This window comes from Mycobacterium sp. 012931 (assembly GCF_000419295.1).
GTDB classification, from domain to species: domain Bacteria; phylum Actinomycetota; class Actinomycetes; order Mycobacteriales; family Mycobacteriaceae; genus Mycobacterium; species Mycobacterium marinum.
This window is the reverse complement of record NZ_AOPX01000001.1, coordinates 1,131,876-1,145,917: the sequence shown is the minus strand read 5'-3', so window position 1 is coordinate 1,145,917 and position 14,042 is coordinate 1,131,876. Positions and strand designations below refer to the sequence as shown.

The window sequence follows — 14,042 nt, the reverse complement described above, 5'->3', positions numbered from 1 at the left end:
CACGATGGTGGCCTGCTCGCGGCATATCAGCCCACCGGCGAGGCCGGCAAACCCGCCGACGACATGTTCGCCAGCTACGACGAAGCCGTCGATGCCGACGGGCGGGCACGCCCGAACTACAAGACGGCACTGAAGACGATCGAGGGCCTCGGCGTCGATGTGTTGCGCGCCCGCGACCGCGACATCGAGCAGGAACGCCGTGCCGGCAACGTCACGTTCCGGGCCGCCGGGCACAGCCGTGTGCAGGTGAACCCGCTTGATCTGGTGCCGCGAATCGTGACCGCCGACGAGTGGGCACAGCTGTCCCAGGGCCTCGCGCAACGAGCCAGGGCGCTGGACGCCTTCCTGCGAGACGTCTACTCCGAGCAGGCGATCCTAGCGGACGGCGTGCTCAGCGCGCAGGTTCTCGACCGCTCGCCCGGTTTCCGTTCGACCGGCCGACTGGCCGGCGACGGCGTGCGTGCGCACATCAGCGGCATCGACCTGGTGTGCGACCGCGCGGGTAACTGGATGGTGCTGGAAGACAACCTGCGCATCCCGTCCGGTGTGGCGTACGCGATCGTAAACCGCCGGCTGCTTGGCAAGTACCTGCCCGAGCTGCCACCGCCGGGCGGGGTCGCCGATCTGGACCGGGTCGCGCACCTGCTGCTGGAGACGCTGCGGGCGGCGTCCCCACCGCGCACTCCCGATCAGCCGACGGTCACCCTGTTGTCGGCCGGCCGCGACGACCCGGGCTGGTTCGAACACGGATTCCTCGCCGAGGAGATGGGCGTTGCACTGGTCGCGCCATCGGACCTGTCGGTGCGCGATCGCAGGGTGTTCCGCCACGGCGGTTCCGGCGGTTCTCCGGTCGACGTCATCTATTCGCGGATGTACGAGGACATGCTGCTTTCATCGACCGGCCACGATGGCGCGCCGCTGCGGTCCGGACTGCTCGAGGCGCTGGACGCCGGCAACCTCACCATCGTCAACGCGCTGGGTAACGGCGTCGCCGAGGACAAGGCGGTCTACCCGTTCGTCCCCGCCATGATCGAGTACTACCTCGGGGAGAAGCCGGCGCTGGCGCAGGTGCCGACGTGGGTCTGCGCCGAACGCGAGCAGCGCGATTACGTGCTGGATCATCTGGGCGAGCTGGTGGTCAAGCCGACCGACGGGCTCAGCGGCAGCGGCGTGCTGATCGACCCGGAAGCCACCGACGCCGCGATCGAGGCGCGCCGGCGCGAGCTGCTCATCCAACCGGAGCGGTTCGTCGCCCAGCAGCTGGTGGCACTCTCAACGCACCCAACCTTCGATGACGATGGGCTCTACCCGCACCACGTCGACCTGCGCGCGTTCGTCCACCTACGACAGGCACCCCGCGGCCCGGTGACGGCGAAAGTCCTGCCCGCCGCCCTGACCCGAGTGGCCAGCCGAGGGTCGCGGATAGCGAACTCGTCGTCGGGCGCCAGCAGCAAGGACACCTGGATCTTCACCGACGGCTAGCGACCTGGCCGCTTTCCTGCTCACGCTTGATTTCCAGTGCGATGTCGATGAGCTGATCTTCCTGGCCACCGATGAGCTTGCGCTGACCGGCCCGGTGCAAGAGCTGATGCGCGGGAACACCGTAGCGCTCGGATTGGCGAACGGCGTGCTTGAGGAAGCTGGAATACACCCCGGAGTAGCCCATGATCAGCGCATTGCGGTCGAGCAGGCATTCGGCGGGCATGGCCGGGCGCACCACGTCTTCGGCGGCGTCGGCGATGTCGAAGAAGTCGATACCGGTCTTGACGCCGATCTTGTCGAACACCCCGATCAGGGCTTCGACCGGCGCATTGCCCGCGCCCGCGCCGAACCGGCGCACGCTGCCGTCGATCTGCTTGGCACCGGCACGCACCGCCTCTACCGAGTTGGCCACCCCCAGGCCGAGGTTCTCATGCCCGTGAAAACCCACCTGGGCGTCCTCGCCGAGTTCGGCGACCAGCGCGGCAACCCGGTCGGCGACGCCGTCGAGCACCAGGGCGCCGGCGGAGTCGACGACATAGACGCACTGGCAGCCGGCGTCGGCCATGATGCGAGCCTGGGCGGCCAGTTTCTCGGGCGCAATCGTGTGCGCCATCATCAAGAACCCGACGGTTTCCAGGCCCAGCTCGCGGGCCAGCCCGAAATGCTGGATCGAGACGTCGGCCTCGGTGCAGTGGGTGGCAATCCGGCAGATGGATCCACCGTTGTCTTGCGCTTCTTTGATGTCTTCTTTGGTGCCGACCCCGGGCAGCATCAAAAACGCGATCTTGGCTTCCTTGGCCGTCTGGGCGGCCAGCTTGATCAGTTCCTGCTCGGGGGTTTTGGAGAAGCCGTAGTTGAAGCTCGACCCGCCCAGCCCGTCGCCGTGGGTCACCTCGATCACCGGCACCCCGGCGGCATCCAGGGCCGCCACGATGGCGCCGACCTCCTCCTTGATGAACTGGTGGCGTTTGTGGTGCGACCCGTCGCGCAACGACGTGTCGGTGATGCGCACATCCCAGATCCCGGTCATCGCTTTCCTCCTGACACGGCCAGCGTCTCCTTGGCGATCTCCTCGCCGACCTTGGTCGCCGCCGCGGTCATGATGTCCAGATTGCCCGCATAGGGCGGCAGATAATCGCCAGCGCCTTCGACCTCGACGAACGTGGTCACCACCGCCTGGCCACCGGAGTTGATCGACGGCTCGTCGAACTGCGGCTCGTTGAGCAACCGGTACCCGGGCACATAGGTCTGCACCTGGGCCACGACCTCATGAATCGAGGCCGCGATCGCGTCGCGGTCGGCGTCTTCGGGGATGGCGCAAAAGATCGTGTCCCGCATGATCATCGGCGGATCGGCCGGGTTCAAAATGATGATCGCCTTACCGCGCCGGGCGCCGCCGATCGTCTCGACACCTTTGCTGGTGGTCTTGGTGAACTCGTCGATGTTGGCCCGGGTCCCGGGCCCTGCCGAGACCGAGGCCACCGACGCCACGATCTCAGCGTAGGGAACCCCGCCCAGATCGGCAACCGCTCGCGACACCGCGTACACGATCGGAATGGTCGCCTGTCCCCCACAGGTGATCATGTTGACGTTGGGGGCATCCAGGTGCTCGCGCAGGTTGGCCGGCGGAACCACCGCGGGACCCACCGCCGCCGGCGTCAAGTCAATCGCCCGGATTCCGGCGGCCGCATACTTCGGCGCCGCCGCCTTGTGCACATAGGCACTGGTCGCCTCGAACACCAGATCGGGCTTGTCCGACTGGGCCAACAGCCAATCCACGCCCTCGTGGGTGGTCTCCAGGCCCAACTTGCGGGCCCGCGCCAAACCCTCACTCTGCGGGTCGATCCCCACCATCCAGCGCGGTTCCAGCCAGTCGGATCGCAGCAGTTTGTAGAGCAGGTCGGTGCTGATATTTCCGGACCCAACAATGGCCACACTTGCCTTCGACGGCATGTTGCTCCTTTTACCGCTCTCGATGTTCGAAACTAGTTCGGCACTATTGGAACGACAAGCGAACCGAACCCAGGCCCGTGAAATCGGCGACGAACTCGTCACCGGCGTTCGCGTCGACGGCGAACGTGCACGACCCCGGCAGCACGATGTCGCCCTTGCGTAACCGCACGCCAAACCCCTCGACCTTGCGGGCCAACCACGCCACCGCGGTGGCCGGGTTGCCCAGCACCGCGTCGCTGCGCCCCTCGGCGGCCAGCTCGCCGTTGCGAGTCAGGACCGCGTCGATCGCCTTCACGTCCACCTCCGCCGGGGACACCCGCGCCGCACCCAGCACGAAGCCCGCGGCCGATGCGTTGTCAGCGATGGTGTCGCAGATCTTGATCTGCCAATCCTTGATCCTGGTGTCGATCAACTCGATCGAGGGAACCAGGGCCTCGGTGGCCGCCAGCACGTCGTCCTCGGTGCAGTCGGCGCCCGGCAGGTCGGCGGCCAGGATGAAGCCGACCTCGACCTCCACCCGGGGATACAGGTAGTTCGCCGTCCGCACCGGGGCGTCCTCGAACACCCGCATGTTGTCGAGCAGGTGCCCGTAGTCAGGCTCGTCGACACCCATCATCTGCTGCATCACCGGCGAGGACAGGCCGACCTTGTGGCCCACCACTCGGCCTCCTTCGGCGACCCGCCGACGAATGTTGATCAGCTGGATCTGGTAGGCGTCGACCACGTCGATATCCGGGTAGGACGGCGTCAACGGGGTTATCGGCTGACGGCTGCGTTCGGCTTGCGCCAAGTCGGCGGCAATCTTGTCCCGGGTCGAATCAGCCAGCATCTCCCGAAGTCCCCTCGTCTTTCTGGCATCGTGATGACCGGGCCAGTAGCGCCCGACCCCCGCAATTCTATAACGTGTTCTACATGACATCACAGGACTACGACGTCGTCGTGGTCGGAAGCGGCGGCGCCGGCATGGTGGCTGCCCTTGCCGCCGCACACAAGGGCCTCTCGACAGTAGTCATCGAGAAGGCCGCGCACTACGGTGGCTCGACCGCACGCTCGGGCGGCGGGGTATGGATTCCCAACAACCAGATCCTCAAACGCGCCCGCGTCTCGGACACGACCGAGGCGGCACGCACCTATCTGCACGGCATCATCGGCGACTCATCGGTCAGCGGGGTCGAACCGGAGCGCATCGACACCTATCTCGAGCGTGGGCCCGAGATGTTGTCCTTTGTGCTCGAGCACACGCCATTGAAAATGTGCTGGGTGCCCGGCTATTCCGACTACTACCCCGAAGCACCGGGCGGACGCTCCGGCGGCCGCTCCATCGAGCCGAAGCCCTTCGATGCCCGCAAGCTGGGCGCCGACATGGCCGAGCTAGAGCCGGCATACGGCAAGATTCCACTCAATGTCGTTGTGATGCAACAGGACTACGTGCGCCTCAACCAGCTCAAGCGTCACCCCCGGGGGGTGCTGCGCAGCATGAAGGTGGGCGCCCGCACGATGTGGGCCAAGGCAACCGGCAAGAACCTGGTCGGCATGGGACGGGCGCTGATCGGGCCGCTGTGCATCGGGCTGCAGCGCAAAGGCGTTCCGGTGCAGCTGAACACCGCACTCACCGACCTCTACCTCGAAGACGGCGTGGTGCGCGGGATCTACGTCCGCAGTACAGACGCGCAGGAATCGGAGGAGCCGCAACTGATTCGGGCCCGCAAGGGGGTCATCCTGGCTTGCGGCGGCTTTGACCACAACGAGCAGATGCGGGTGAAGTACCAGCGTGCGCCGATCACCACAGACTGGACCGTGGGCGCCAAGGCCAATACCGGCGATGGCATCGTCGCCGCCGAAAAGCTGGGCGCCGCACTGGACCTGATGGAAGACGCCTGGTGGGGGCCAACGGTGCCGCTGGTCGGCAGGCCGTGGTTCGCGCTGTCCGAGCGCAATTCTCCGGGCTCGATCATCGTCAACATGTCAGGACAGCGATTCATGAATGAGTCGATGCCCTATGTGGAGGCCTGCCACCACATGTACGGCGGCCAGTACGGTCAAGGCCCGGGACCCGGTGAGAACATTCCCGCCTGGCTGGTATTCGATCAGCGTTACCGCGACCGCTACATCTTCGCGGGACTGCAACCCGGCCAACGTATTCCACGCAAGTGGCTGAATTCCGGGGTGATCGTCATGGCCGACACGCTTGAAGAGCTGGCCGCCAAGGCGGGACTTCCGGTCGATGAACTCACCTCGACCGTGTCGCGTTTCAACGGCTTTGCGCGCTCCGGGGTCGACGAGGACTACCACCGTGGCGAGAGCGCCTACGACCGGTACTACGGCGACCCGACCAACAAGCCCAATCCGAACCTGGGCGAGATCAACCACGCCCCGTACTACGCCGCCAAGATGGTGCCCGGCGACCTGGGCACCAAGGGCGGTATCCGCACCGATGTCAACGGACGGGCGCTGCGCGACGACGGCAGCATCATCGACGGCCTTTACGCCGCCGGCAACGTCAGCGCGCCGGTGATGGGGCATACCTATCCCGGACCGGGCGGCACCATCGGGCCGGCGATGACATTCGGCTACCTGGCCGCGCTACACATTGCGGGAGACCGTTGAGATGCCGATTGACGTAGCCGTCGCGCTGAGTGCTGAGCTTGACCCGATCGAGTTCTCTTGGGCCAGCTGTGATGTGCAGCTCTATCACCTGGGCCTGGGCGCTGGGGCGGATCCGATGGACCCCCGGGAACTGCGTTATCTGGTTGATGACACACCGCAGGTGTTGCCGACCTTCGGCAATGTGGCGGCAACCTTCCACGCCACCAAGGCGCCAACGGTCCAATTTCCCGGCATCGATATCGAGCTGAGCAAGGTGCTACATGCCAGCGAGCGGGTGCAAGTGCCCGCGCCACTGCCGCCGGCGGGCTCCGCGCGGGCCATCACCCGGTTCACCGATATCTGGGATAAGGGTAAGGCCGCGGTCATCTGGAGCGAGACGACCGTGACCACACTCGACGGTGCGCCACTATGGACGCAACGGCGATCGGTCTATGCCCGCGGCGAAGGGGGATTCGGTGGCGACCGTGGGCCTTCCGGTGGCGGGGCCGCTGATGCGGCACCACAACGGGCGCCCGATCTGGAGCTCGCGATGCCGATCCTGCCGCAGCAGGCCCTGCTGTACCGACTCTGCGGCGATCGCAACCCGTTGCATTCGGATCCCGAATTCGCCGCGGCCGCGGGCTTTCCCAAGCCCATTCTGCATGGGCTGTGCACCTACGGCATGACCTGCAAGGCGATCACCGACGCACTGCTCGACGCGGACGCGACCGCGGTCGCCGGCTACGGTGCCCGCTTTGCGGGTGTGGCCTTCCCCGGCGAGACGCTCACCGTCAACGTCTGGAAGGACAACGAACGCTTCCTGGCTAGCGTTGTCGCGCCCGGGCGCGACAACGCTGTGGTGCTCAGCGGAGTGGAGCTGACCCCGGTCTAGCCGTCAAGCGGTCTCGCGGTCTCGCGCCCGCCCAGTTCGCCACGCCCGAGTGTCACGCTGGCGTGGCGGTCGCGTGCCAGGGCCACGCTAGCGTGACGCTCGGCGCACCAGCGCGGCCCGTACCCGCCGCAGGATGTCGGTGGGCCGATCGCCCGCAAGCACTCGGATGACCGTCCATCCGAGTCGCTCGAGGATCTCCTTTCGCCTTATGTCCCAGCTATATTGCCGCCGGTCGTTGCGGTGCTGTTCACCGTCGTACTCAACGGCGACCATCAGCTCCTCCCATCCCATGTCGAGATAAGCGACAAGCTCACCCCATTCGTCGGCGACGCGGATCTGAGTTTGCGGTCGAGGAAGACCATCGTCGAGCAGCAACAGTCGCAGCCAGGTCTCTTTGGGCGACTGAGCTCCAGGATCCGCCCGCTCGACCGCCCTGCGCGCCCGGCGGATCCACCGCCGGGTCGGATAGCGGTGCAGGAGCGTCTCGATCTGGGCCCGTCCCACATCGGCGGCGCGCATCAGGGAATCGATTGCGGCCACAGCTTCGCCCGTCGGGTACCAGCAGCCCAGGTCCAGCGCGGTGCGGGCCGGCGTTGTCACGGGTATGCCGCCGATCTGCATGACTTCGTCAGTGGCGATCCGGTCGCCGCGGGCTCGAATGCCCGGCCTCGGGTTTCGGTTGACGTGCAGAATGTCCAGCGGCGCATCGGGATCGACCCATCTGGCTCCGTGCAGCGCGGAGGCCGACAGTCCGGCGACAATGCCCCGGCGTCGTGACCACAGCCAGCCCGCCCTGGCCCGGGCCTGGGGACTCAGCTCGGCGTCGCAGCGGATATAGACGTCCGGAAACAGCCTGTGGTACCGCGTTCGCAGCGCGCTCTTGCGGACCTCACCGCTGGCGACGGCTTCACTTCCCAGAAACGGCACTGCCATGGCGGCAGCGTTGCACGGACGGCCGCAGCCGTCACCTCAGCGCACCTCAACCATCCACAGCGTCACTCTATAGTGACGTTCGACAGCCCCAGCCACCCTAGCGTGACGCTGGGCGGCCTGCGATGGCGAACTAACCCAGGATCAGGCCGGACGTGGGGACGCCCGTACCCGCGGTAACCAGCACATGTTCGACGTCGGGCACCGGGTTCACCGAGGTGCCCCGCAACTGCCGCACGCCCTCGGCGATGCCGTTCATGCCGTGGATATACGCCTCACCCAACTGGCCACCGTGTGTGTTGATCGGTAGCCGCCCGCCTAGCTCGATCGCACCGTCGGCGATGAAGTCCTTGGCTTCGCCTTTGCCGCAGAATCCCAACTCCTCCAACTGAATCAGAGTGAAGGGGGTGAAGTGGTCGTAGAGCACCGCGGTCTGGATATCGGTCGGCTTGAGCCCCGACTGCTGCCACAGCTGCTGGCCCACCAAACCCATCTCCGGCAACCCGTCCAGCTCCGGGCGGTAATAGCTGACCATCGTGTACTGGTCCGGGCTGGAACCCTGTGACGCCGCCTCGATGATCGCCGGACGCTGCTGGAGATCCCGCGCGCGCTCGGCCGATGTCACCACGATCGCCACCGCGCCGTCAGTCTCCTGACAACAGTCCAGCAGCCGCAGCGGCTCGGCGATCCACCGCGAATTCTGGTGATCGTCAATGGTTATCGGCTTCTGGTAGAAGTACGCCTTTGGGTTCTTGGCAGCGTGCTTACGGTCGGCCACCGACACCGCCCCGAAATCGCGGCTGCTGGCGCCGGACAGGTGCATGTAGCGCTTGGCGATCATCGCGACCTGCGCGGCCGGCGTCGAAAGACCGTGTGGATAGGAGAAGGAATTGTCCACACCCGTCGAGTCGGCGTTCTCCGTCAACCGCGTCTGCACCTGGCCGAAACGCATGCCGGATCGTTCGTTGAAAGCCCGGTATGCCACCACGACGTCGGCTATCCCGGTGGCCACCGCCATCGCCGCATGCTGCACGGTCGCGCACGCCGCGCCGCCGCCATAGTGGATCTTGGAGAAGAACTTCAGCTCGCCGATCCCGGCCGCGCGTGCCACCGCGATTTCGGTGTTCGTGTCCATGGTGAAGGTGGTCAGCCCGTCGACATCGGCCGGACTCAGCCCGGCATCGTCGAGAGCATCCCGTACCGCCTCGGCCGCCAGCCTCAGCTCACTACGACCAGAGTTCTTGGAAAAGTCCGTGGCGCCGATACCAACGATGGCGGCCTTGCCCGAGAGCATCAGGCACCCCCAACCGTCAACGTCACTGTCGCGATCACATGGTTGCCAAGGCTGTTGCTACCCACAACCTTTACCGTTATCAGGCCGTCCTCGATCGCGGTCACCTCGCCGGAGAAGGTCACCGTGTCGTAGGCGTACCACGGCACCCCCAACCGCAGTCCGATCGACTTGATCAACGCCGAGGGGCCCGCCCAGTCGGTCACATAGCGCTGCACCAAGCCGGTGTCGGTGAGGATGTTGACGAAGATATCCTTCGATCCCTTTGCCTGCGCCTTGTCACGATCGTGATGCACATCCTGAAAGTCCCTGGTGGCCAGGGCCGTCGAGACAATGAAGGTGGGATCGCCGTGGAGTTTGAGCTCGGGCAGCTTGGTACCGACATCCATTGTTGGGGCGCTCATGCGTCAGGCTCCCATGCGTAGAGGGTCCATTCCGGTCCACTGGCACCGGCGGGAAAATCGATGTAGACGGTGCGAACCGGCATTCCGATCTCGACCTGCTCGGGCTCGACGTTGCGCAGCTCGCCCAACATGCGCACGCCCTCGTCGAGCTCAACCAAAGCGATCACGAAAGGCAGTGTGCGGCCAGGGACCTTCGGGGCGTGATGCACCACGAAACTGAACACCGTGCCCGTTCCGGTGGACACCACATAGTCGATGGGCTCGGCCTTGTCCTGCCATACCGCCGGCACTGGCGGATGCTGCAGGCTGCCGTCCGGACGCCGTTGGATCCGCAGCTCGTGGGCTTTCACCCCGTCCCAGAAGAACGCGGTGTCACGCGACGACGACGGACGCATCATCGCATCGGGGTCCAGATCGTCGGGAACGTTGGTCGGCGCCGACTCGGTGCGGGGCTTGAATTTGAGAATGCGCCAGTTCATTTCAGCGACGTCTTCGTCACCAACCTGCCAGATGATGTGCTGGTTGATGAACCAGCCCTCACCCAGCGCGGTCTGTTTGGGACCGACTACGTCACCCAATTCGGCGCTGATGCTGACCAACTCGCCAGGTTGCAGATAGCGGTGGTAGGTCTGCTCACAATTGGTGGCGACCACCCCGATATAGCCGGCGTCGTCGAACAGCTTGATGATCGGCGGCAATGGATCATCGTCGGCGCGAACTCCGCTGAGTCCCATCATCGTCCACACCTGGATCATCGCCGGCGGCGCCACAATTCCCGGGTGCCCGACCGCGCGGGCAGCGGCATCATCGGCATATATGGGGTTTTGGTCGCCGATGGCCTCGACCCAGTTGTTGATCATCGGCTGGTTCACCGGATCCCGGCCCGCCCGCGGTTTACTGGGCCCCGCCGCCTTGACCTGCGCGACGATCTCGCGAATGTCGCTCATCGCGGCACCCGGGGCACTTTGAGGCCGGCGGCCGCGATCATCTCCCGCATGACTTCGTTAACCCCTCCGCCGAAGGTGATGACCAGATTGCGTTTGGTCTGCGCGTCCAGCCACTCGAGCAGCTCGGCCGTATCAGACTCGGCAGGGTTGCCGTACTTGCCGACGATTTCTTCGGCGAGCCGGCCAACTCGCTGAACACGCTCGGTGCCAAAAACTTTCGTTGCCGCAGCATCAGCGACGTTGATGTTCTCACCCGCGGCGGCCACCTGCCAATTGAGCAACTCGTTGATCCGCCAGGTCGCGTGGATCTCACCGAGAGCCCGCCTGACGTCGTCGTGGTCGATCGGCGTGACACCGTCCCCACCCGGTTTGGCCGCCCATGCCCGCACCCTGTCATAGATGCTGGCGAATCGGCCGGCCGGGCCCAGCATCACCCGCTCGTTGTTGAGTTGCGTGGTGATCAGGCGCCAGCCGCCGTTGGGTTCACCGACCAACATGTCTGCCGGCACGCGCACGTCGTTGTAGTACGTGGCGTTGGTGTGGTGCGCGCCGTCGGACAGGATGATCGGCGTCCACGAGTAGCCGGGATCCTTGGTGTCGACGATCAGAATCGAGATGCCTTTGTGTTTAACCGCTTCCGGATCGGTGCGGCAGGCGAGCCAGATGTAGTCGGCATCGTGGGCGCCGGTGGTGAAGATCTTCTGGCCGTTGACGATGTACTCGTCACCCTGACGTACCGCCGTGGTTCGCAGGGATGCCAGGTCGGTGCCGGCTTCCGGCTCGGTGTAGCCGATCGCGAAGTGCACCTCACCCGCCAGGATGGCCGGCAGGAATTTCTTTTTCTGCGCGTCGCTGCCGTATGCCTGCAGGGTGGGTCCCACCGTCTGCAGCGTCACCGCGGGCAGCGGCACGTCGGCCCGATGGGCTTCGTTGACGAAGATCTGTTGCTCGATGGGACCAAACCCAAGGCCACCAAATTCTTTTGGCCACCCGACTCCGAGCTTGCCGTCTTTGCCCATTCGGCGGATCACCGCGCGGTATGCCGCGTTGTGCCGGTCCTTCTCCATCGCCTTCATCTCATCGGAGGAGATCAGGTTGGAAAAGTATTGTCGTAGTTCGGCTTGCAGCTGACGCTGTTCGGGGGTCAGGTCGATGAACATTGCGCTCCCACCAGGTCTAGACGATGAGCGGGCCCGCCCAGGAGCCGGGACAGGTCTTTGATCGTGGAGTAGTACCGGTGCATAGGATAGGTGACGTCCATCCCCATCCCGCCATGCAAGTGGTGGCAGATCTGCATGACCGGCGGCGCCTGCGAGGTCACCCAGTACCCGAGGACATCGAGGTCATCGCCGGTCTGCGGATCGTTTTCCCGCCCTGCGGCCAGTCGCCAGATCACCGATTTCGCCGCCAAATCGATGGTGCGCGAAGCGATGTATACCTCAGCAAGCTGCGCGGCAACCGTCTGGAATGTCGATAACGGCTTGCCGAACTGCTTGCGGTTGGCCACATAGTCAGCGGTCAGGCGCAGCGCTCCCGCCACCAGCCCGTCGGCGTAGGCGCCCAGCATCGCCAACGCCAACTGATTGACCCTGGGCGTGGTGGCGCCGGCCAGGACGTCGGATTCGGATACCACCACGTCATGAAACGACACCGTGTATTCGACGGATCCGTTCGATGTCGGCGTCTGGACCAGCTGCACCCCATCGGCTTTCGGTGATACCACCACGACCGCACCGTCAGCGGTCACGATCAGCCAGTCGGCCTGCCCGGCGTAGGCGACGCCGAGTTTGGTCCCGGACAACCGCCCATTGGCGAACCTGGTCGCGGGCCGGTCGGGTAACGCGACCCCGGGCTCGTTGAGCGCGGCGCTCAACACCGCGCCCTTGGCGACACCGGCCAGGATCCGATCCTGCTGAGCCTCGGAAGCCAGGGCGAGCAGCGGCACCACGCCCAGGCCCAGGGTTGCCAGCGCGGGCGTGACGGCGCCGTGGCGTCCCACCTCGGCGAGCACCGTGGAGACCTCCAGCAGGCCTACCCCATCGCCACCGAGGCGTTCGGGCACGGCAAGCGCCGTCACACCCCCGTCGACCAGCGCAGTCCAGGTCAGGTCACGCGCCAGGACCGACGTAACGACGTCGGCCACGGCTTGTTGTTCTGCGGTGGGCTCGAAGTCCATCGTTGGTATCAACTCCGTCAATGTGAAACCGGGCACTTGCCGGTGTAGTCAACCTGCCAATGCTTGATTCCGTTGAGCCAGCCCGATCGTAGCCGCTCCGGCGCCGCAATCGGCTTCAGGTCCGGCATGTGATCGGCGACGGCGTTGAAGATCAGGTTGATGGTCATCCGAGCCAAGTTAGCGCCGATGCAGTAGTGCGCACCCGTACCGCCGAATCCGACGTGTGGGTTCGGGTTGCGCAGGATGTTGAAGCTGAACGGGTCTTCGAACACCTCTTCATCGAAGTTGGCCGAACGGTAGAACATCAGCACCCGCTGGCCCTTCTTGATCTGCACGCCGCTGAGCTCGTAGTCCTCCAGCGCGGTGCGCTGGAACGAGGTCACCGGAGTCGCCCATCGCACGATCTCGTCGGCCGCGGTCTCCGGACGCTCCCGCTTGTAGAGCTCCCACTGCTCGGGGTTGTCGGCGAACGCCATCATCCCCTGGGTAATCGAGTTGCGGGTGGTCTCGTTGCCGGCAACGGCCAGCATCACCACGAAGAACCCGAACTCATCGTCGGAAAGCTTTTCACCGTCGATGTCGGCCTGGATCAGCTGAGTCACGATGTCGTCGCCGGGGTTCTTGGCCTTTTCTTCGGCCATCTTCATCGCGTAGCCGATCAACTCCACCGAGGAGGCCTTCGCGTCGATATGCGCGAACTCGGGGTCCTCGGTGCCAGTCATTTCGTTGGACCAGTCGAACAGCTTACCGCGATCTTCCTGTGGAATGCCGAGCAAACCCGCGATCGCCTGCAGGGGCAGCTCACACGACACCTGCTCGACAAAGTCGCCCGACCCCGCGGCCGCCGCCGCCTTCGCGATGTTCTGGGCGCGGTCGTTGAGCTCGTCGTGCAGACGTCCGATCGCCCGGGGGGTGAAACCACGCGAGATGATCTTGCGCAGCCGGGTGTGGTGCGGCGCATCCATGTTCAGCAAGACGAAGCGCTGGACGTCGATGTCCTCACGCGCGATGTCGTTCTTGAACCTGGGGATCACCCCGTTTTCGTAGCTCGAGAACACGTCGCTGCGCCGAGACACTTCCTTGACGTCCTTGAGCTTGGTAATCGCCCAGAAGCCGCCGTCGTGAAAACCGCCGCCCTGGCCAGGAAGTTGGTCGTCCCACCAGATGGGCTCAGAGGATCGCAGCTCGGCAAACTCTTCGACAGGCAACCGCTCGGCGTAAATGTCGGGGTCGGTGAAGTCGAACCCAGGCGGAAGGTTGGGGCAAGGCACGCTAGTTCTCCTTAGTGACGAATCCCTCTTGCGGGGCGTGTCTGGCGATCCCAGGACACTAGTTGTCCTAGTGATGCTCTATTGCCAGTAAAACATGGCTTCACCGCTGA

The 14,042-nt window shown here is 65.1% G+C and carries 13 protein-coding genes; 3 read left to right on the top strand and 10 right to left on the bottom strand.

The window, feature by feature from the left end; all coding sequences use genetic code 11:
- Window positions 1-63: 63 nt before the first annotated feature.
- On the top strand, window positions 64-1,482 hold the full coding sequence (locus MMSP_RS28010) for a circularly permuted type 2 ATP-grasp protein (protein WP_235065849.1): 1,419 nt from the start codon (window positions 64-66) through the stop codon (window positions 1,480-1,482).
- On the opposite strand, the gene dmpG is transcribed toward MMSP_RS28010, so the two are convergent.
- The 3 genes from dmpG to MMSP_RS05075 are packed head-to-tail and all read right to left on the bottom strand — an operon-like array spanning window position 1,469 to window position 4,264.
- Entirely contained in the window at window positions 1,469-2,512 is a 1,044-nt protein-coding gene (dmpG, locus tag MMSP_RS05085; RefSeq protein WP_012396545.1) for a 4-hydroxy-2-oxovalerate aldolase, read from the bottom strand. The two genes, MMSP_RS28010 and dmpG, sit on opposite strands and share 14 nt — an antisense overlap.
- Complete coding sequence (locus MMSP_RS05080) at window positions 2,509-3,435, bottom strand: acetaldehyde dehydrogenase (acetylating) (protein WP_015357385.1); 927 nt, start codon at window positions 3,433-3,435, stop codon at window positions 2,509-2,511. Before MMSP_RS05080 ends, dmpG begins: the two co-directional genes overlap by 4 nt.
- A gap of 43 nt (window positions 3,436-3,478) precedes the next feature.
- The gene (locus MMSP_RS05075) at window positions 3,479-4,264 is read right to left on the bottom strand and encodes a 2-keto-4-pentenoate hydratase (protein WP_012396547.1); all 786 of its coding nucleotides are present in this window, start codon (window positions 4,262-4,264) and stop codon (window positions 3,479-3,481) included.
- 83 nt (window positions 4,265-4,347) lie between these two features.
- Between MMSP_RS05075 and kstD the strand changes: the two genes are divergently transcribed.
- Window positions 4,348-6,042, top strand: coding sequence for a 3-oxosteroid 1-dehydrogenase (gene kstD / locus MMSP_RS05070; RefSeq protein WP_036427092.1), 1,695 nt, complete (start codon window positions 4,348-4,350; stop codon window positions 6,040-6,042).
- 1 nt (window position 6,043) lies between these two features.
- Window positions 6,044-6,913, top strand: a complete 870-nt coding sequence (locus tag MMSP_RS05065; RefSeq protein WP_020785737.1) for a MaoC/PaaZ C-terminal domain-containing protein — start codon at window positions 6,044-6,046, stop codon at window positions 6,911-6,913.
- An 87-nt stretch (window positions 6,914-7,000) separates the two neighbouring features.
- Here the strand turns inward: MMSP_RS05065 and MMSP_RS05060 are convergent, their stop codons facing one another.
- From MMSP_RS05060 to MMSP_RS05030, 7 genes are all read right to left on the bottom strand, one after another.
- Window positions 7,001-7,846, bottom strand: coding sequence for a DUF559 domain-containing protein (locus MMSP_RS05060; RefSeq protein ID WP_020785736.1), 846 nt, complete (start codon window positions 7,844-7,846; stop codon window positions 7,001-7,003).
- A gap of 130 nt (window positions 7,847-7,976) precedes the next feature.
- Window positions 7,977-9,137, bottom strand: coding sequence for a lipid-transfer protein (locus tag MMSP_RS05055; RefSeq protein WP_012396551.1), 1,161 nt, complete (start codon window positions 9,135-9,137; stop codon window positions 7,977-7,979).
- Window positions 9,137-9,538 (bottom strand): MaoC family dehydratase, encoded by a 402-nt coding sequence (locus MMSP_RS05050; RefSeq protein ID WP_015357391.1) that lies wholly within the window; start codon window positions 9,536-9,538, stop codon window positions 9,137-9,139. Before MMSP_RS05050 ends, MMSP_RS05055 begins: the two co-directional genes overlap by 1 nt.
- Window positions 9,535-10,485 (bottom strand): bifunctional MaoC family dehydratase N-terminal/OB-fold nucleic acid binding domain-containing protein, encoded by a 951-nt coding sequence (locus MMSP_RS05045; protein ID WP_015357392.1) that lies wholly within the window; start codon window positions 10,483-10,485, stop codon window positions 9,535-9,537. The genes MMSP_RS05050 and MMSP_RS05045 overlap by 4 nt, the downstream gene beginning before the upstream one ends.
- Window positions 10,482-11,645 (bottom strand): acyl-CoA dehydrogenase FadE29, encoded by a 1,164-nt coding sequence (fadE29, locus tag MMSP_RS05040; protein ID WP_012396554.1) that lies wholly within the window; start codon window positions 11,643-11,645, stop codon window positions 10,482-10,484. Before fadE29 ends, MMSP_RS05045 begins: the two co-directional genes overlap by 4 nt.
- A complete protein-coding gene (locus MMSP_RS05035; RefSeq protein ID WP_020785734.1) occupies window positions 11,630-12,661 on the bottom strand; it encodes an acyl-CoA dehydrogenase family protein in 1,032 nt (343 codons plus the stop codon). The genes fadE29 and MMSP_RS05035 overlap by 16 nt, the downstream gene beginning before the upstream one ends.
- 17 nt (window positions 12,662-12,678) lie before the next feature.
- Window positions 12,679-13,932, bottom strand: coding sequence for a cytochrome P450 (locus MMSP_RS05030; protein ID WP_020785733.1), 1,254 nt, complete (start codon window positions 13,930-13,932; stop codon window positions 12,679-12,681).
- Window positions 13,933-14,042: the final 110 nt, after the last annotated feature.

Bases quoted from the DNA above. Each gene is read 5' to 3' on its own strand.
- MMSP_RS28010 (WP_235065849.1), top strand. From the start codon at position 64: ATGTTCGCCAGCTACGACGAAGCCGTCGATGCCGACGGGCGGGCACGC.
- dmpG (WP_012396545.1), bottom strand. From the start codon at position 2,512: ATGACCGGGATCTGGGATGTGCGCATCACCGACACGTCGTTGCGCGAC.
- MMSP_RS05080 (WP_015357385.1), bottom strand. From the start codon at position 3,435: ATGCCGTCGAAGGCAAGTGTGGCCATTGTTGGGTCCGGAAATATCAGC.
- MMSP_RS05075 (WP_012396547.1), bottom strand. From the start codon at position 4,264: ATGCTGGCTGATTCGACCCGGGACAAGATTGCCGCCGACTTGGCGCAA.
- kstD (WP_036427092.1), top strand. From the start codon at position 4,348: ATGACATCACAGGACTACGACGTCGTCGTGGTCGGAAGCGGCGGCGCC.
- MMSP_RS05065 (WP_020785737.1), top strand. From the start codon at position 6,044: ATGCCGATTGACGTAGCCGTCGCGCTGAGTGCTGAGCTTGACCCGATC.
- MMSP_RS05060 (WP_020785736.1), bottom strand. From the start codon at position 7,846: ATGGCAGTGCCGTTTCTGGGAAGTGAAGCCGTCGCCAGCGGTGAGGTC.
- MMSP_RS05055 (WP_012396551.1), bottom strand. From the start codon at position 9,137: ATGCTCTCGGGCAAGGCCGCCATCGTTGGTATCGGCGCCACGGACTTT.
- MMSP_RS05050 (WP_015357391.1), bottom strand. From the start codon at position 9,538: ATGAGCGCCCCAACAATGGATGTCGGTACCAAGCTGCCCGAGCTCAAA.
- MMSP_RS05045 (WP_015357392.1), bottom strand. From the start codon at position 10,485: ATGAGCGACATTCGCGAGATCGTCGCGCAGGTCAAGGCGGCGGGGCCC.
- fadE29 (WP_012396554.1), bottom strand. From the start codon at position 11,645: ATGTTCATCGACCTGACCCCCGAACAGCGTCAGCTGCAAGCCGAACTA.
- MMSP_RS05035 (WP_020785734.1), bottom strand. From the start codon at position 12,661: ATGGACTTCGAGCCCACCGCAGAACAACAAGCCGTGGCCGACGTCGTT.